Origin of the sequence: Allomuricauda sp. CP2A, from assembly GCF_001683915.1 — a bacterium.
In the GTDB taxonomy this organism is placed as follows: domain Bacteria; phylum Bacteroidota; class Bacteroidia; order Flavobacteriales; family Flavobacteriaceae; genus Flagellimonas.
Genome location: NZ_LXTT01000147.1, coordinates 1 through 17,017, shown reverse-complemented (window position 1 = coordinate 17,017; position 17,017 = coordinate 1). Strand labels below are relative to the sequence as shown.

The 17,017-nt window shown below is 43.8% G+C and carries 16 protein-coding genes; 10 read left to right on the top strand and 6 right to left on the bottom strand.

What is annotated here, in order from left to right; genetic code table 11:
- The first annotated feature begins 52 nt into the window (after positions 1–52).
- Complete coding sequence (locus A7D14_RS17735) at positions 53–1,312, top strand: Y-family DNA polymerase (RefSeq protein WP_067037560.1); 1,260 nt, start codon at positions 53–55, stop codon at positions 1,310–1,312.
- Positions 1,309–1,758, top strand: coding sequence for a LexA family protein (locus A7D14_RS17730; RefSeq protein WP_067037558.1), 450 nt, complete (start codon positions 1,309–1,311; stop codon positions 1,756–1,758). Before A7D14_RS17735 ends, A7D14_RS17730 begins: the two co-directional genes overlap by 4 nt.
- 588 nt (positions 1,759–2,346) lie before the next feature.
- Here the strand turns inward: A7D14_RS17730 and hutG are convergent.
- The 4 genes from hutG to hutH form a co-directional block, all read right to left on the bottom strand.
- The gene (gene hutG / locus A7D14_RS17725; RefSeq protein WP_067037556.1) at positions 2,347–3,318 is read right to left on the bottom strand and encodes a formimidoylglutamase; all 972 of its coding nucleotides are present in this window, start codon (positions 3,316–3,318) and stop codon (positions 2,347–2,349) included.
- A 4-nt stretch (positions 3,319–3,322) separates the two neighbouring features.
- On the bottom strand, positions 3,323–5,332 hold the full coding sequence (locus tag A7D14_RS17720; RefSeq protein WP_067037554.1) for a urocanate hydratase: 2,010 nt from the start codon (positions 5,330–5,332) through the stop codon (positions 3,323–3,325).
- 130 nt (positions 5,333–5,462) lie between these two features.
- Positions 5,463–6,692 (bottom strand): imidazolonepropionase, encoded by a 1,230-nt coding sequence (gene hutI, locus A7D14_RS17715; RefSeq protein ID WP_067037552.1) that lies wholly within the window; start codon positions 6,690–6,692, stop codon positions 5,463–5,465.
- A gap of 1 nt (position 6,693) precedes the next feature.
- Complete coding sequence (gene hutH / locus A7D14_RS17710; RefSeq protein ID WP_067037550.1) at positions 6,694–8,271, bottom strand: histidine ammonia-lyase; 1,578 nt, start codon at positions 8,269–8,271, stop codon at positions 6,694–6,696.
- Positions 8,272–8,513: 242 nt separating this feature from the next.
- Between hutH and A7D14_RS17705 the strand changes: the two genes are divergently transcribed.
- Both A7D14_RS17705 and A7D14_RS17700 read left to right on the top strand, forming a co-directional pair.
- Positions 8,514–9,401 carry a LysR substrate-binding domain-containing protein gene (locus A7D14_RS17705; protein ID WP_067037549.1) on the top strand — a complete coding sequence of 296 codons (888 nt, stop codon included), beginning with the start codon at positions 8,514–8,516 and terminating at the stop codon, positions 9,399–9,401.
- A 48-nt stretch (positions 9,402–9,449) separates the two neighbouring features.
- The gene (locus A7D14_RS17700; RefSeq protein ID WP_067037547.1) at positions 9,450–10,004 is read left to right on the top strand and encodes a nitroreductase; all 555 of its coding nucleotides are present in this window, start codon (positions 9,450–9,452) and stop codon (positions 10,002–10,004) included.
- Here the strand turns inward: A7D14_RS17700 and A7D14_RS17695 are convergent.
- The gene (locus A7D14_RS17695; RefSeq protein ID WP_067037545.1) at positions 10,001–10,513 is read right to left on the bottom strand and encodes a DUF456 domain-containing protein; all 513 of its coding nucleotides are present in this window, start codon (positions 10,511–10,513) and stop codon (positions 10,001–10,003) included. The two genes, A7D14_RS17700 and A7D14_RS17695, sit on opposite strands and share 4 nt — an antisense overlap.
- A gap of 177 nt (positions 10,514–10,690) precedes the next feature.
- Between A7D14_RS17695 and A7D14_RS17690 the strand changes: the two genes are divergently transcribed.
- From A7D14_RS17690 to hemW, 6 genes are all read left to right on the top strand, one after another.
- Positions 10,691–11,068 (top strand): hypothetical protein, encoded by a 378-nt coding sequence (locus A7D14_RS17690; RefSeq protein ID WP_067037543.1) that lies wholly within the window; start codon positions 10,691–10,693, stop codon positions 11,066–11,068.
- 175 nt (positions 11,069–11,243) lie between these two features.
- Positions 11,244–13,469, top strand: coding sequence for a TonB-dependent receptor (locus tag A7D14_RS17685; protein ID WP_067037541.1), 2,226 nt, complete (start codon positions 11,244–11,246; stop codon positions 13,467–13,469).
- Between the two features lie 115 nt (positions 13,470–13,584).
- Positions 13,585–14,064: a hypothetical protein gene (locus tag A7D14_RS17680; RefSeq protein WP_067037539.1), complete on the top strand. Its 480-nt coding sequence runs from the start codon at positions 13,585–13,587 to the stop codon at positions 14,062–14,064.
- Position 14,065: 1 nt separating this feature from the next.
- Positions 14,066–14,617 (top strand): crossover junction endodeoxyribonuclease RuvC, encoded by a 552-nt coding sequence (ruvC, locus tag A7D14_RS17675; RefSeq protein ID WP_067037537.1) that lies wholly within the window; start codon positions 14,066–14,068, stop codon positions 14,615–14,617.
- A gap of 60 nt (positions 14,618–14,677) precedes the next feature.
- Complete coding sequence (locus tag A7D14_RS17670; protein ID WP_067037535.1) at positions 14,678–15,034, top strand: four helix bundle protein; 357 nt, start codon at positions 14,678–14,680, stop codon at positions 15,032–15,034.
- Positions 15,035–15,069: 35 nt separating this feature from the next.
- On the top strand, positions 15,070–16,233 hold the full coding sequence (gene hemW / locus A7D14_RS17665) for a radical SAM family heme chaperone HemW (protein WP_067037533.1): 1,164 nt from the start codon (positions 15,070–15,072) through the stop codon (positions 16,231–16,233).
- 55 nt (positions 16,234–16,288) lie between these two features.
- Here the strand turns inward: hemW and A7D14_RS17660 are convergent, their stop codons facing one another.
- Entirely contained in the window at positions 16,289–16,843 is a 555-nt protein-coding gene (locus A7D14_RS17660; RefSeq protein ID WP_067037531.1) for a hypothetical protein, read from the bottom strand.
- Positions 16,844–17,017 lie beyond the last annotated feature (174 nt).

Genomic DNA, 17,017 nt, shown 5'->3' with positions numbered 1-17,017 from the left:
GAATTGCAATGGATTTCCTATGTAATTTAGCAAAAATCGAGTATTTTAAAGCATGTTTGCCTTAGTAGATTGCAATAACTTCTATGCCTCATGTGAACGGGCCTTTCAGCCCCAGTTCAACAATGTTCCCGTGGCCATTTTATCCAATAACGATGGTTGTTTCATCTCGCGCAGCGATGAAGCAAAGGCACTTGGACTGCCCATGGGTGCCCCGGAATTTAAGTACAGACAATTTTGCAAGGAGAACAAGATCAAGGTCTTTTCGTCCAATTATCCCCTGTACGGAGATATGAGTGCCAGAGTGATGAATATTCTAGGAACATTCACGCCAGATATGGAGGTCTACAGTGTGGATGAGGCTTTTTTAAGGTTTGATGGTTTCAAGAACCATGATTTTGATGCTTACGGTAGGGAAATCCAAAGAAGTGTGGAAAAGTGTACGGGCATCCCCATCAGCATAGGAATTGCCCCAACGAAAGCCTTGGCAAAGGTCGCCAATAAAATTGCCAAAAAGCTGAAATCAAAAACTGGCGGTGTGTATGTCATTCAATCTGAGGAAAGACGGGTAAAAGCATTAAAATGGACCAAGATTGAAAGTGTTTGGGGGGTAGGGCGTGGAAACCTGAGACGGCTTGAGAGCAGAAACATAAAAACGGCTTATGATTTCACCCAATTGTCGGATGAATGGGTGCGGAAACAAATGGGCATAATTGGCCTTAGACTGAAAAAAGATTTGGAGGGAAGCCCGACATTGGATCTGGATGATGACACCCGCGATAAAAAGGCCATAGCCACCACACGAAGCTTTGAAAGTACCTATTCCGATATTGAAAACATTAAAGAACGAATATCCACCTTCGCGACCAGTTGTGCCGAAAAATTGCGGAGCCAAGGAAGCAGTTGCAACTATCTTGTTGTACTTTTAAGAAGTGACAGGCATAAAAAGGATGAGCCACAGGATAGGGGAAGTCTTATTGTTACCTTGCCCTATGCTACGGATTCCAGCCTGACCATAAGCAACTACGCCGTAAAAGCAGCCGTTACACTTTTTAAACCAGGGATCAAATACAAAAAGGCAGGAGTGATCGTATCGGGACTGGTGCCCACCCATGAAAGACAATTGGACCTATTTCTGTCCGAAAACCCAAAACACCACAGACTTATGCAGGTGATGGACGGCATAAACAACAAATATGGCATCAATAAAATGAAAATAGCCAATCAAGATTTGGAAAGGACTTGGAAGATGCGTCAAGAACACCTTTCCCCAAGATATACCACAAACATCAATGATATCATAAAAGTGAAATGACCTCAAAAAAATCGCCAGAAACAGATTCACTTACTTTTTTTGCCCCAAATGAAGAGCAGGGTTTGGGGATGCCATTGTCCAGAAATGTCATCTCAGCAGGATTTCCTTCACCAGCAGATGATTTTAAGGAAAAGCGCATCAGTTTGGACAAAACTTTGATCAAAAACAAAGAAGCGACTTTCTACGCACGCGTGAGCGGAGAATCCATGATTGGGGCCGGACTGGATGATGGAGACCTCTTGGTCATCGATAGAAGTTTGGAAGCGGAGCATGGCAAAATAGCCGTTTGTTTTTTGGACGGGGAATTCACCGTAAAACGGTTGAGCATTGAAAAAGACACTATTACATTGATGCCCGAGAATAAAAATTACAAACCCATCAAGGTTTCCAAGGACAGTGACCTATTGATTTGGGGAGTGGTCACTTATGTGATCAAGGCGGTGTAAGAGATAGATTTCTCAATCGTCACTATGTTCCTCATTTCGAAATGACATATTGTTTTTATTCTTGGACTAAGAATCTTTCCTCCGTGTCATTTCGAACGAATGTGAGAAATCTTGAGTCTATCTGTCCTAAACTTGGGTCTCGACTGCCTGACCGTCCGGCAGGCGGGCGCTCGACCTGACACCAACTAGTTTTCAATGATTAGTGAAAATTCGTGCCATTAGTGTCAAACCATTAACGCTGCCCCGAATGCCAAGTATGTTCCTTTGGAATGGTTTTACCCTGATTTTTTTTGAAAAGACGGCAAGTTCAAAAAGCTTTGCTATCTTTGTACCGTTGTGTTGGATTCCAGTCGCGATGATTGGAATCAGGTTGAAGCATCAAACCGATGCTCGCCAATGAAAGGCTTTCCATTTGGAAGGCTTTTTTTGTTTGTGAGACTGATAGGTCGAACAAATTCCGCTGCAGAGCGGAATCTTTTCCTAATAAATTATAAAGTTGTCACCTCGAGCGCAGTCGAGAGGTCTTACTGTCAAAGGTCTCGACTGCCTGACCGTCCGGCAGGCGAGCACTCGACCTGACAAATACTATCAACCTCCAGAAACAGCATGTGCCACATGGTGCACCAGCGAAGCAGCGAGTTTTGCTGTTTGTCCGTCAATATCATGTTTCGGGTTCATCTCGGCAATGTCCATACTGATCAATTTTCCAGAACCAATAATGGTTTTCAAGCATTCCAAAACCATGTGGGGCGTAAAACCCATAGGCGAAGCCGCACTTACCCCGGGAGCATAGGCAGACGAGAATCCATCCAAATCGATGGTCACATAAATATGGTCCACATTTTTAGCAAAGGCATTGATCCAAGTCGTGATTTCATTCAACAAAGGAATTTGAAAGGTGTCGTTCATTACATAGATGACATCGAGGTCCTTGGCCATTTGGAAAAGGTTTCTATCATTGGCGTCCTTTCGGATGCCCAGACAGAGATAGTTAAAATCAACACCCTCTTTTTCACAGTCTTTGGCAATTTGATAAAAAGGGGTCCCCGAATTGCTCTGCTCTGTGTTTTTCCGCAAATCAAAATGTGCATCAAAATTGATGATACCGATGGTTTGTCCTTCTTTTTTGAAATCCAGATATTTTTTGATACCGTTATAGTGACCATAAGCCATATCGTGCCCACCGCCCAAAACAATGGGGAATTGTTTTCTTTCTAAAAGTAAATTGACAGCTTCGGTAAGCTGATTTTGGGCAGCTTCCATATCTCCCTCATCACAGATAATCGAACCCACATCGTGCAACCGTACATTGCTCCCCAGATGGTTGGGCATCTTGGCAAAACTGCTTTTGATGACATCGGGGCCATCCAGGGCACCAACACGACCTTGATTACGCCGAACTCCTTCATCGCAGGCATAGCCCAAAAGGGATATGGATTTCTTTTGGGCTTCGGGAAGTTCATCCAAGGGTGTGCAATGCACTTTTTCATGCAGATACAGCCATTTATTGGAGATTCTGCCTGTCCAGAGGTCTTGTTTCGGGGGTTGGTAATGTTTCATGGTATTAAAAAAGATTGTCCAAAATATCGGATTTCACCAGATGGGGCAAAGTTACCTTTAAATCTGGAGTGCGTAGCATTTCCCGTTCAATGGCAAAACGGGCTTCCTTGTTCCGTGCCCAACTTCTGCGAGAAATGCCATTGTTCACATCAAAAAACAACATTTTTTTCAACCGGTTGGAGGCTTCTTTGGAACCATCGAGCACCATTCCAAATCCGCCGTTGATGACTTCGCCCCAGCCAACGCCTCCACCATTATGGATGGAAACCCAAGTGGCGCCCCTAAAACTATCGCCAATCACATTTTGAATTGCCATATCAGCGGTGAACCTGCTTCCGTCATAAATATTGCTGGTCTCCCTAAAGGGGGAATCCGTACCGCTAACATCGTGATGGTCCCTTCCCAAGACCACGGGTGCACTAATTTCTCCCATGGCAATGGCGGTGTTGAAGGCATCGGCAATCTTGCTTCGTCCCTCGGCATCGGCATAGAGGATTCGTGCTTGCGAACCCACCACCAATTTGTTCTGTTCCGCTTCGGAAATCCATTTGATGTTGTCTTGCATCTGCTGTTGGATTTCTTCCGGTGCTTCGGATTTGATTTTTTTCATCACTTCCAAGGCAATGGCATCGGTTTTTTGAAGGTCTTTGGGGTCGCCCGATGTGCAAACCCATCGGAACGGACCAAAACCGTAGTCAAAACACATGGGCCCCAAAATATCCTGCACGTAGGACGGATATCTGAAATCGATATTGTTTTCGGCCATTACATCGCCGCCCGCTCGCGAGACTTCCAGTAAAAAGGCATTGCCATAATCAAAAAAGTAGGTGCCTTTTGCGGTGTGTTTATTGATGGAATCGATTTGTCTTCGCAGCGATTCTTGCACTTTTTCCTTGAATGCTTCAGGATTTTCCACCATCATGATGTTGGATTCTTCAAAAGAAAGCCCCACGGGGTAATAACCACCCGCCCAAGGATTGTGCAATGAGGTTTGGTCAGAACCTAAATGAATGAAAATGTCCTCTTCAAAAAAACGTTCCCAAACATCCACCACGTTACCGATATAGGCCAACGAAACCACTTCCTTATTTTTTACAGCTTCTTTGGTTCTCACTACCAATAGATCCAAATCCACCAAAAGCTCATCCACCCAACCTTGGTCGTGGCGTTTTTTGGCAGCTTCGGGGTTGACCTCGGCACAAATGGTAATGCCCCCCGCGATGTTTCCTGCTTTGGGCTGTGCGCCGCTCATGCCTCCCAACCCAGCAGTCAAGAAAATCTTGCCTTCGGGCGATTCGTTTTTCTGTAATACTTTTCGGAACGCATTCATGACTGTGATGGCCGTTCCGTGAACAATACCTTGTGGACCGATGTACATATAGGAACCCGCTGTCATTTGCCCGTATTGGGTAACGCCCAATGCGTTGAAGCGTTCCCAATCGTCGGGTTTGGAGTAGTTGGGAATCATCATCCCATTAGTGACCACCACTCTTGGCGCTTCTTTGGATGATGGAAAAAGTCCCATCGGATGCCCGGAATACATATTGAGGGTCTGCTCCTCGGTCATTTCCGCCAAATATTTCATCGTGAGCAGGTATTGCGCCCAGTTTTGAAATACCGCCCCATTGCCGCCGTAGGTAATCAATTCTTCGGGATGCTGTGCCACGGCAGGGTCCAAATTGTTCTGAATCATGAGCATAATGGCCGCAGCCTGATGCGTTTTAGCTGGGTATTCCGAAATGGGCCGTGCATACATCTCATAATCGGGCTTAAACCGATGCATGTAGATACGGCCAAACGTTTTTAGCTCCTCGGCAAATTCAGGGGCAAGTTCCTTGTGCCAATCCTCGGGAAAATAGCGTAGCGCATTCTGTACGGCCAATTTTTTCTCTTCTTTGGAAAGAATATCCTTCCGTTTTGGGGCTGGGTTCCCGTTTTTGGGATATGCTTTGGTGGCGGGTAATTCCGAAGGGATTCCTTGAAGAATTTGTGATTTGAAATGATCTTTTTCCATTAGTAATAAAGAATGATTTGTCATTCCTGCGAAAGCAGGAATCCAAAATAGGGTAGTGGATTCCGCATCTCACTTCGACTACCTGCCCGTCCGGCAGGCGGGCGCTCAGCAACCGTGCGGAATGACAAAGTTATTTGCAAACGTTAATTCCTTTTTTCCATACTTCACTGGGCTTTAATTGCCCTTGGTGATAGGTGATTTCTTGATAGTTGTCCGTTGGAAAAACCACAAAGTCTGCTAGTGCCCCTGCTTCCAATTTTCCTCGGTCTTTCAAACGCAAAGCCGCTGCAGCCCTAAACGTGATGCCGGCCAAAACTTCGGTGTTTGAGAGTTTTTCAAAGGTTCCCAAAATACTGGCTTGCGTTAATAGGTCGCCCATGGGAGCAGATCCCGGATTGTGGTCGCTGGCAATGGACAAAGCACCGCCAGCATCCAAAATTTTCCGTGCTGGGGTGTAGGCGCATCCCAAACCAATGGATGCTCCGGGCAATGCCGTCGCAATGGTGTTGCTCTTGGCCAAGAGTTGAATTTCTTTTTCGGTACTGGCCTCCAAATGGTCGGCACTCACCGCATTAAAATCCACGGCAACTTGACTGCCACCTGTGGTGAATTGGTCGGCGTGTACCGTAATATCAAATCCCATTTCCTTTGCTTTTTGAAAATAGGGTTTGATTTCCTCCGGGGAAAAAGCACTTTCTTCCACAAAGGCATCCACACGGCGGGCCAAGTTTTCCTTTTTTAGGATGGGAAACAACGTGGAAATAATTTCATCCAAATATGCCTTGTCCTGATTCCAATCTTTGGGTTTCATGTGGGCTGCCAAACAGGTAGGAACCAATGTAGCATTCGAAGTTTCATTGGCCTGTTTGATGGCACGTAGCATTTTCAATTCTTCATCCACGGAAAGACCGTAACCGCTTTTTACCTCGATGGTGGTGACCCCGTTTTTGAGATGTTTTTTACTTCTGGAAAGTATCCCTTCAACCAATTGTTCTTGTGATGCTTTTCGGGTTTGGGTCACTGTGTCCCAGATACCTCCTCCTGCCTTGGCGATTTCCAAATAGGTTTTTCCGGCATTTCGGTAGGCATAATCGCGAGCTCGGGTGCCTCCAAAACAGATATGGGTGTGCGAGTCCACAAATCCGGGTAGGCAAACATGTTGGCCTTCGATAGGGTGCACATCGACATCATCGGATTTCAACTCGTCAAAAACACCAACTTTGAAAATTTTTCCTTCGGAAACCAAAATACCCCCGTTTTCAATGATGGTCAATTGCTCGTCTTTGAGCGCTCCTTTTAAGGGGAGCCCCGTCATCGGAAGTAATTGGGTGAATGGTCCTATTAATAGTGGTCTGCTCATGTTAATATGTTTCAAATTCATCAAGATGTGGTGTGTTCCACTTCAGTTGTTTCTCATCCATCACACGGTCTACCAAATCGATAATTTCCCCGTTTTGGATGATTTCGATTCCTTTCTCGATATCGTCAGCAAATACACGGTCGTTTTCGGCAAAAGCGACTTTAGTTCTCAGGAATGTATGGATTTCATCCAACAGAATGCCCGATTTTAAGGGTTTTCTGTATTCGAAGGCCTGCGCTGAGGTCAACAATTCGATGGCCAGTATTTTCTCCACATTTTCAATAATGTTAAGCGCTTTTCTACCGCTGATGGAGCCCATGCTTACATGGTCTTCCTGTCCCAATGAGGTGGGGATGCTATCGGCACTAGCTGGAAAACACAGGCTTTTGTTTTCACTGGCCAATGCTGCGGAGGTGTATTGTAAAATCATGTAGCCGGAATTGATGCCCGTATTGTTCATCAATAATTTGGGGACGCCAGGACTGTTGCCCTCAAGGGCGAGATAGATACGGCGGTCGGAGATGTTGCCAATTTCTGATGCTGCCAAGGCGGCATAATCCAAGGCCATGGCCAAGGGTTGCCCGTGAAAATTTCCACCACTGATGGTCAATTCATCATTTATGATGACAGGATTGTCCGTTACCGAATTGAGTTCGATTTCCAACAATTCTTTAAGATGAAGCCATGCATTACGGGATGCACCGTGCACTTGCGGCATACAGCGCAAAGAGTAGGGGTCTTGCACCCGTTCGCAATCAATGTGATCTTCCAAAATCTCGGAACCTTGCAGCAATGTACGAATCCTTCCTGCCACATGTTGGTTCCCTTTGAACGGACGAAGTTGGTGTAATTCCTCAAAAAAAGGCTTCATGGAACCTTGTAGCCCTTCGAGCATCATCGCACCGATAATATCTGCGTGTCGCAAACAATGCTGTAATTTATGAACGACCATCACCCCGTGCGCGGCGATAAATTGGGTGCCATTGATCAGGGCAAGTCCTTCTTTTGGGCCCAATTCCAAGGGTTGTAATCCTGTTTGTTCAAATAACGCTTGGGTCGGGATGGTCTTTCCCTGATATTCTACTTTGCCCAAACCTATTAGTGGCAAAAATAAATGGGATAGCGGAGCCAAATCCCCTGATGCCCCTACCGAACCTTGCGAGGGAACCACAGGAATGGCATCGTTTTCCATATGCCAAAGCATACGTTCCAAAGTAGTTTCGGCAATTCCGGAATAACCCTTCGCCAAGGCATGGATTTTCAGAATCAACATGATTTTTGCCAATTCGGTGGAAATGGGCTCGCCCACCCCCACGCTGTGGCTTTTCAATATGTTGGATTGAAGGATTTTGGTATCAGCTTTGGAAATCTTGGTATTGCACAAAGGACCAAACCCCGTATTGATGCCATACACCGTATCGCCTTTTTCCACGATGCGTTGCACACGTTCGTAACTGGCATTTACATGTTGCAGGCATTCATTGGAGAAAATACCTCTTATGGTACCATGGGCCAAGCCCAAAGCTATGCTTGCGGTCAAATGACCCTCACCAAATTGAAATGTTCGGTCTGTTGCCATGCTTTTGAATTAATTTACTAACTGATTGTCCGTAATCAATCATGGTGAACTGTCACTTCGAGTCTTTCGACTACGCTCAAGATGAACTTAAGTCGAGAAGTTATTGGACTCAAAGTCTTAAAAATGAGGTCTCGACTGCGCTCGACCTGACAACTTTTTGTTTTATGATTAATCACGGCTATTCAAAGTTACCGATTAGGTTTAATAATTACCAATACTTATTTTTGTAACAATCAATAAGTATGAATTATCAAATAGAGCTTCGACATTTTATTTATTTTTTGGCCGTGGCCGAAGAGCTGCACTATAGAAAGGCCGCGGAAAAACTCTTTATTTCCCAACCGGGTTTGAGCACGCAAATCAAACAGATGGAGGAGATTTTGGAAACCCAACTTTTTGTGAGGGACAAGAAAAAGGTTAGCCTTACTCCTGCGGGTGAGTTTTTAAAGAAGGAGGTGGAATTCATTTTGAACCACTTGGAGCAGACCAAAAAGCAGGTGAAACTTATCGGCGATGGACAATTGGGGGAGGTACGCATCGGTTTTTTGGGTTCGGCCATGCAAAATGTGGTGCCCAATTTGCTGTTGGGCTTGAAGGAAAAGTATCCAACGGTCCACACTACTTTGGAAGAACTTTCCAACCGAGCGCAGATCAATGCGATATTGGCAGATCGTTTGGATTTGGGTTTTGTGCGATTATCTCGAGTACCCAAAGGATTGGATGTGAAGCCCGTTTTTGAGGACACCTTTTCCTTGGTGCTGCCAGCGGAGCATCCTTTGGATGAGGTGAACTTCAATAACATTAATCAAGTGGCGGATGAAGATTTTATCCTGTTTTCCCAAGATTACAGTCCCATGTACTACGATACAGTACTCAGTATTTGTGAGGATAGTGGGTTTGTACCTCATGTTTCGCATAAATCGGTACATGCCCAGACCATTTTTAAACTGGTGGAGAACAAATTGGGCATTGCCATTGTACCAACTACCCTTCAACATGGGTTTCAAATGAAGGTAAAGTTCATCGAAATGAAAAACATAAAACAACGTGCCGTATTGAGTATGGTCTGGAAAACCGACAATCGGAATCCTGCGCTACATAAATGTATGGATTTGCTCATGGAATTATGACGGCAATGTTTTCGAGTGTAACTTTGGAATTCAACTTAATACACAACTATGATTTTTGACTTGATCAAGGAGCGAAGAAGCATTTTTCCTCCGCAATATATTGATAAGCCCATCGCCAAAGAAACCATTGAAAAGATTTTGGAAGCGGCCAATTGGGCCCCTACCCATAAAAAAACAGAACCTTGGCGCTTTAAGGTGTTGACAGGTGAAAAGAAACAGGAACTGGGGATTTTCCTTTCCAATAAGTATGAGGAAACGGACCCAAGACCAAAGCAGATGAAAATCAAAAAACTACAGTTTAACCCATCCAATTCAGCCGCGGTGATTGCGATTTGTATGCAACGGGACCCGAAGGAGAGTTTGCCCGAATGGGAGGAAATTGCTTCAATGGCCATGGCGGTGCAAAATATGTGGTTGTGCTGCACCGAACTCGGTATTGGCAGTTATTGGTCTTCCCCCGGACTCATAAAATACATGGATGAGTTCTTTGATTTGAAAGAAGGCGAAAAATGCTTGGGCTTTTTCTATATGGGCTATTTTGATGGTGAGGTAATCCCATCCACCAGAACCCCTATTTCCGAAAAAGTGGAGTGGCTGGATTAACTAAAGGTAAACAGGTCGCCCGCATATTTGATGGAAATGTACACGTAGAAGATGGCATACACAACGGTGACCAACAATTTCATAAAGGTACCGGTCAAAAAACCTAAAAACGAACCGAAAGCCGCCTTCATGGCGGTTTCTTTGTTGGCTTTGTTCAGCAATTCGCCGACCAAGGCACCAATAAAAGGCCAAATAATAATCCCGAATGGGCCAAAAATAGGAACAAAGATAGCCACAAGTAATCCTACAATGGTGCCCCACATTCCTGCTTTGCTGCCACCAAACCGTTTGGTGCCCATGGCGGGGATCACATAATCCAAAACTGTTATGGTTATGGCTATCACAAAGGTAACCCCCAAAACCCACCAATTATCGGGTACGGCTTTGGTCAGATAAAGCAGTAGCAGTCCAACCCAACTTATAGGCGGACCGGGCAATACGGGCAAAAAACTACCCAGTATCCCGACGAGCATCAAAATGAACCCCAAAATGAGCAAAGCAATGTCCATGGTTGTGTTTTTCTGTTAGACAAAAGTAGCTGACAATTGTTACAATCAAAATCAAAATAAAACCCTACCCTTAAAAACTTCGTAGGTAAATTTGAAACCAATTGCGAAGCGATCTTGAAAACGAGCAAAACATATACAAAACCAAGGTTCATTCATATAGGGTGTGCCGTAATGTGCATGTTTTATTTGCTTGGACTTTTTAATGGTTTGGTACTGGAAGCCCTGCACGAAGTGTCGCACGTTTTGGCTCCAAAAGCACACCACCATAACTTTGCCTCGGACCACGAAGCTATCGATTATTCTTCTTTGGAGGCTATGGCAGGTCACTCGCACGAAGCTTTGGAAACCTTAAAGGATTTGTTGGAGGCCAATCAACCAGATGAGCACGAATCCAAGGATAACATCAGCCTAAAATTGGATAAACATTTCGTTGAAGAAACTCATATTGTGCCCGAAATCAATACTTTAATAGACAGCAATCGTCTTTGGGCATACCAAAACATAACTTCTTTTTGGTGCCAAGGGGTAACCACGCCCCCTCCCCAGCATAGCTGAAATTAATTTATCGGAAAAGTTCTGAATTCGTCACCCTGAACTTGTTTCAGGGTCACACCATTGAACAGAACATTGGTTGTGAGATGCTGAAACGAGTTCAGCATGACACTTCATGTGCTTTTTTGATGTACAAGAGGCATAAGTTTTTACACAAATCAAATTAAAAGACAACGACATGAAATATTTTATGGCGGCATTGTCCATGCTGTTCATGGGCACCATTGCTGCGCAAAACGTAAGGGGAAAACTGGTGGATGAATCTGGTTCTCCCATTGAAGATGCTGGGATTTTTAACAAGACCAGCGGCCAACACAGCCACACCGATGGCACAGGACATTTTGTTCTGGATAGGACCTCGGTCAACGATACCATTTATTTTTCCAGATTGGGATATGCCACACAGACCCGAGTGGCAAATCAGGCTGATTTACAGAATCCGCTTACCATAATTCTTGTAGAAAGCTCCATTTCTTTAGATCAAGTAGTTTTGGTATCCGAAGTGGATGCTTTGAGCAGAGTGGTGGATGTGGATGTGAAAACGAATCCCGTAAAATCATCGCAAGAAATTTTAAGAAAGGTGCCGGGCCTGATCATAGGCCAACATGCTGGAGGCGGAAAGGCTGAGCAGATATTTTTGCGCGGTTTTGACGTGGATCACGGTACCGATGTGGCCATCAACGTGGACGGTATGCCAGTGAATATGGTGTCCCACGCCCACGGGCAGGGATATGCCGATCTTCACTTTGTGATTCCGGAAACCATTGAAAATGTAAACTTTGGAAAAGGGCCTTACTATGCTGATCAAGGCAATTTTAATACGGCGGGCTACGTCAATCTAAAATTGAGAAAAAGCTTGGACAAGAGCATGTTGTCCACCGAAGTTGGACAGTTTGGCGCCCGTAGGTTTATGGGGATGTTCAATGTGATGGACAACCAGAACAGCAATGCCTATTTGGCCTCCGAACTGTATTTGACGGATGGCCCGTTTGAATCGCCACAGAACTTTAATCGTATCAATATTTTGGGAAGATACCGCTATGCATTACCGGGTAATCAAGAGTTGCTATTGACCGCATCTCATTTTTCAAGCAAATGGGATGCATCGGGACAAATACCACAACGAGCCGTGGACCAGGGTTTGATCAGTCGATTTGGAGCCATTGACGATACCGAGGGTGGGCAAACCAGCAGAACCAACCTTGTATTGAATCACAACAAAAATATGGGAACGGGGAAATCGCTCAACACAATGGCTTTTGTTTCCCATTATGATTTTGAACTGTACTCCAACTTTACCTTTTTCTTGGAAGATCCCGTGAACGGAGATCAGATCAGACAATTTGAAGACCGAATGTTGGCAGGGGCGAAAACCGTTTTTCAGCACAATTCGGCCAATTTGGGCGGTATGGATTTCAAATACAATGCAGGGTTTGGTTTTAGGTACGACAATGTGGACGATAACCAATTGTCCCGAACGCTAAACCGACAGGAATTGCTGGAGCGTTTGGCTTATGGTGATGTGGATGAGGTAAATGGGCATGCTTTTGCTGGAGCCGAGTTCAAATCGGGCAGATTTACCTTTGAGCCGGCCGTTCGCTTGGATTATTTTAGGTTCGACTACATTAATAAGATGAGTGAGCTATACGATAGCCGAAGCGAGGAAAAAGTCGCTTTTAGCCCAAAGTTCAATACCATTTACAGTCCAACAGAAAACACTCAGCTTTTCTTGAAAACGGGCATTGGGTTTCACTCCAACGACAGCCGAGTGGTGGTGGCAAACGGTGGCGAAGAAATTCTACCTGCCGCCTATGGTGTTGATTTGGGAACCATCATAAAACCAATAAATAAGTTGGTCTTGAACGCCACGTTGTGGACTTTGTTCCTAGATCAAGAATTTGTCTACGTAGGGGATGCAGGCATTGTGGAGCCCAGTGGAAAAACCCGAAGAATGGGAGTTGAAGTAGGGGCGAGGTATCAGCCTTTGGATTGGGTTTATATTTATTCTGATGCGAATTATACCCATGCTAGAAGCACCGAAGCCGCCGATGGGGAAGATTATATTCCGCTGGCGCCCGATTTTACGATGGCAGGAGGAGTTACCTTGGGGGGCAATCAAGGTTTTTCGGGCGGAATCAATTATCGATATATTGATGACAGGCCTGCCAATGAGGACAATTCCATTGTGGCCGAAGGCTATTTTGTCACTGATGCAACACTTAATTATAGTGTAAACAACTGGACCTTTGGCCTGATTGTGGAGAATCTTTTCGACACGGAGTGGAACGAGACACAGTTCGCCACGGAAAGCCGTTTGTTCAATGAGCCGAATTCGTTTGAAGAGATTCATTTTACACCCGGCACACCTTTTTATTTGAGAGGAAAGGTTATGGTTACGTTTTAACGTTTTTAGATAAGTTCAATGTAATAATTAGGGGCCTGGAACATTTTCAGGTCTCTTTGCGTTTTGTAGTTCTTCGTGAAAATATCGTAATTTCAGCCAAATTCTAGGGGCTGTCATGCAGAAGTTTGTTTTGTTAATCATTTTTATGGGTTTGCTCGTATCCTGCGAGCTGTTCGAGTCCAAGGAGGACAAGACCCAAAAATTGGTCAATGAGGAACTTTTGGCCATAGATTGGAACGATGTGGACCAATATCCCCTTTTTGAGGATTGTGATGAAACGGCCAACAAACCTGATCAAAGGGATTGCTTTCAGGCTGTGATGCTGGATTCATTTTCCAAGGCATTGCATGGATTGGAATTTCAAGTGGACCAAGATCTCAACGATACGGTTTACATCGATTTTGTGATTGATGAACACGGTTTCATTTCTGTATTGAATGTGGAGGAAAAAACAGACGTGCTCAATGCAATTGCTGATTTCAACACCAAAATCTCCGAACGTTTGAACGATTTAACCACCGTTGCGCCCGCATTGAAAAGAGGAAACCCGGTAAGCTTGCGCTTTAGGCTCCCACTGGTACTAAACACCTACTAATTTGGCAACAGAGAAAATCATATTGGGAATCGACCCGGGAACCACTGTAATGGGTTTCGGAATCATAAAGGTGGTCAATAAACAGATGCACTTTGTACAGATGAACGAGTTGCTTCTCCGAAAATATGATGACCCCTACACCAAACTCAAGCTTATTTTTGAACGTACCTTGGAGCTTATCGACACCTATCACCCCGATGAAATTGCCATTGAAGCCCCTTTTTACGGGAAAAATGTGCAATCCATGCTAAAATTGGGACGAGCACAGGGGGTGGCGATGGCAGCCGGACTGTCAAGGGAAGTACCCATAACCGAATATATGCCCAAAAAGATAAAGATGGCCATTACGGGAAACGGAAGTGCCAGTAAGGAACAAGTGGCGAAAATGTTGCAAAGTGTTTTAAAATTGAAATCCTTGCCCAAAAATTTGGATAGCACCGATGGTTTGGCCGCCGCTGTTTGCCATTTCTACAACGAGGGCAGGGTTGAAGTTGGAAAAAGCTACACGGGTTGGGAGGCTTTTATCAAACAGAACCCGGATAAAATCAAGTGATAATGTTCAACAAACAATAATCAATTTACAATTACCAAATTACTTAAATGAACCTACATTATGAAAAAGGAGAATCCTTTGATAATGAAATCTTATGATTTCGCTTTGGAAACCGTTAGTTTATACAAGAGTATTGTGTCTTCAAAACGGGAATATGTGTTGTCCAAACAGATGCTCCGTTCAGGGACATCAATCGGCGCAAATATCAGTGAAGCAAATGGAGCTATTTCAACGGCTGATTTCTCGGCCAAAATTTCAATAGCGTACAAGGAGAGTTTGGAGGTAAAATACTGGCTGGCACTTCTTAAAGATTCCAACTATGTTCCAAATGACATTGCCCAATCCTTAATTTCTAAAGCGGATGAGCTTTCCAAGATTATGTTCTCCATCCTAAAAACCACAAAAAGAGCCAAATGATAATTGTACATTGTTAATTGATAATTGTCAACTGAGTGAGCGGGATTTATATTCATATACCATTTTGCAAGCAAGCTTGCCATTACTGTGATTTTCATTTTTCCACGCAATTGGGAAAAAAGGAAGCCATGGTCAATGCCATTGCCAAAGAACTTGTTTTGCGCAAATCGGAGGTGGACGATGAAGTGGAAACCATCTATTTTGGAGGAGGAACACCATCGGTTCTTACTGCCGAGGAAATCGAGCAACTTATTAAAGCCGTTTACGACAATTACAACGTAATTGACCATCCAGAAATCACTTTGGAAGCAAATCCAGATGATTTGGTGTCATCTCGAGCGCCTGCCTGCCGAACGGGTAGGGAGTCGAGAGACCTCTTTTCGAATTATAAAAATGCAGGCATTAACCGTCTCAGCATTGGCATTCAATCTTTTTTTGATGAAGATCTAAAGCTGATGAACCGTGCCCACAATGCCGGGGAAGCAGAACGATGCATTGAAGAAGCTACTGCACATTTTGACAACATTACCATTGATTTGATCTACGGTATTCCCGGAATGGGCCACGAACGCTGGAAATCGAACATCCAAAAGGCCTTGGATTTCGGCTTATCTCATATTTCGAGCTATGCGTTGACGGTGGAACCCCGAACAGCCCTTAAAAAATTCATTGAAAAAGGCGTTGTCCCCGATGTGGACGATGAACAGGCCCAAGAACAGTTTCATATTTTGGTGGATATGTTGGAAGCACAGGGTTTTGTGAATTATGAAATCTCTAATTTTGGGAAACCCGGTTTTTTCTCCAAAAACAATACAGCGTACTGGTTGGGGAAGAAATATTTGGGTGTGGGGCCATCGGCACACTCTTTTGATGGTAAGCACAGAAGCTGGAATATTCGAAACAACCCGACCTACATCAAAAAAATAAACGAAGGTGAATTGCCTTCGGAAATTGAAACCCTTTCCAAAACGGACAGGTACAACGAATATGTGATGACAGGTCTGCGAACCATTTGGGGTGTTGATTTGGACAGGATAACTACCGAATTCGGGGAGAGTTACCTAAAATATCTCACCCAACAAACGGCTAAATTTTTGGAGCAGGATTTACTGGTTCTGGAAGATGGAAAACTGCTCACGACCCAAAAAGGCAAGTTTTTGGCGGATGGGATTGCGAGTGATTTGTTTTATGTGGATTAGTTCTGAACTAACATTTTACTTGTGTAAAAAAAACTTCGTTTTAAGAAGTCCTGATTTACCAAAACCCATAATCTTCAAATAGAATCTTTCCAAAGTCTTTTTGAGTAGTTTTATTTTCAGTAGGATTACCTTCCGTGAAATACCTATGAAAGAACTTTGAGTCTTGTCTGTGCAATAACCAATTTTTATTTTTGTCCGAGTATTTAAATGTTATTATCTCATAGCTGCCAGATGTATTGCCATATCCTATATATTCAAGTGAAAAGTAGCCGTTTTTTATAACAATCTTATCAAAAATAGTACCGTCGACATCATCCAATTCAAGAGAATCATTTTTTGCTGCTAGCTTATAGTTACCGTTTTTTTGCCCTATGAAAAGGTAAAAATGTTCTCGGTACTCAGGTTCGTTACTCATTTTGAATCGTAGAATAATATCTTCAAAATTGTCACGATTCAAATCACCATTATATGTCCGAATTTCAGACCGAATTGCTGATTCAGGAACAAAGTCATTCACTTTATTTAATGATTTTTCTTGCCCATTGCAATTTACGTGATAACAAAAGAGAGAGGCAGTTGCGAAGTAAACAGTAAATTTCAATTTTTGCATAGTATTATTTCCTTAAATATTGGGTTGTTCCTACGCCTTATTTGAAAGTATATTCATTTTTGAGCTTCACACTCCTCAGTAGCAAACCTTAAAATTCTCATAGGTAGTGGGATAAGGCTAGAAAGTTGTTGTCTTTGTAAATCATATATCAACGTTTCATAAACCATCCCATTA

Bases quoted from the DNA above. Each gene is read 5' to 3' on its own strand.
- A7D14_RS17735 (WP_067037560.1), top strand. From the start codon at position 53: ATGTTTGCCTTAGTAGATTGCAATAACTTCTATGCCTCATGTGAACGG.
- A7D14_RS17730 (WP_067037558.1), top strand. From the start codon at position 1,309: ATGACCTCAAAAAAATCGCCAGAAACAGATTCACTTACTTTTTTTGCC.
- hutG (WP_067037556.1), bottom strand. From the start codon at position 3,318: ATGAAACATTACCAACCCCCGAAACAAGACCTCTGGACAGGCAGAATC.
- A7D14_RS17720 (WP_067037554.1), bottom strand. From the start codon at position 5,332: ATGGAAAAAGATCATTTCAAATCACAAATTCTTCAAGGAATCCCTTCG.
- hutI (WP_067037552.1), bottom strand. From the start codon at position 6,692: ATGAGCAGACCACTATTAATAGGACCATTCACCCAATTACTTCCGATG.
- hutH (WP_067037550.1), bottom strand. From the start codon at position 8,271: ATGGCAACAGACCGAACATTTCAATTTGGTGAGGGTCATTTGACCGCA.
- A7D14_RS17705 (WP_067037549.1), top strand. From the start codon at position 8,514: ATGAATTATCAAATAGAGCTTCGACATTTTATTTATTTTTTGGCCGTG.
- A7D14_RS17700 (WP_067037547.1), top strand. From the start codon at position 9,450: ATGATTTTTGACTTGATCAAGGAGCGAAGAAGCATTTTTCCTCCGCAA.
- A7D14_RS17695 (WP_067037545.1), bottom strand. From the start codon at position 10,513: ATGGACATTGCTTTGCTCATTTTGGGGTTCATTTTGATGCTCGTCGGG.
- A7D14_RS17690 (WP_067037543.1), top strand. From the start codon at position 10,691: ATGTTTTATTTGCTTGGACTTTTTAATGGTTTGGTACTGGAAGCCCTG.
- A7D14_RS17685 (WP_067037541.1), top strand. From the start codon at position 11,244: ATGAAATATTTTATGGCGGCATTGTCCATGCTGTTCATGGGCACCATT.
- A7D14_RS17680 (WP_067037539.1), top strand. From the start codon at position 13,585: ATGCAGAAGTTTGTTTTGTTAATCATTTTTATGGGTTTGCTCGTATCC.
- A7D14_RS17670 (WP_067037535.1), top strand. From the start codon at position 14,678: ATGAAAAAGGAGAATCCTTTGATAATGAAATCTTATGATTTCGCTTTG.
- A7D14_RS17660 (WP_067037531.1), bottom strand. From the start codon at position 16,843: ATGCAAAAATTGAAATTTACTGTTTACTTCGCAACTGCCTCTCTCTTT.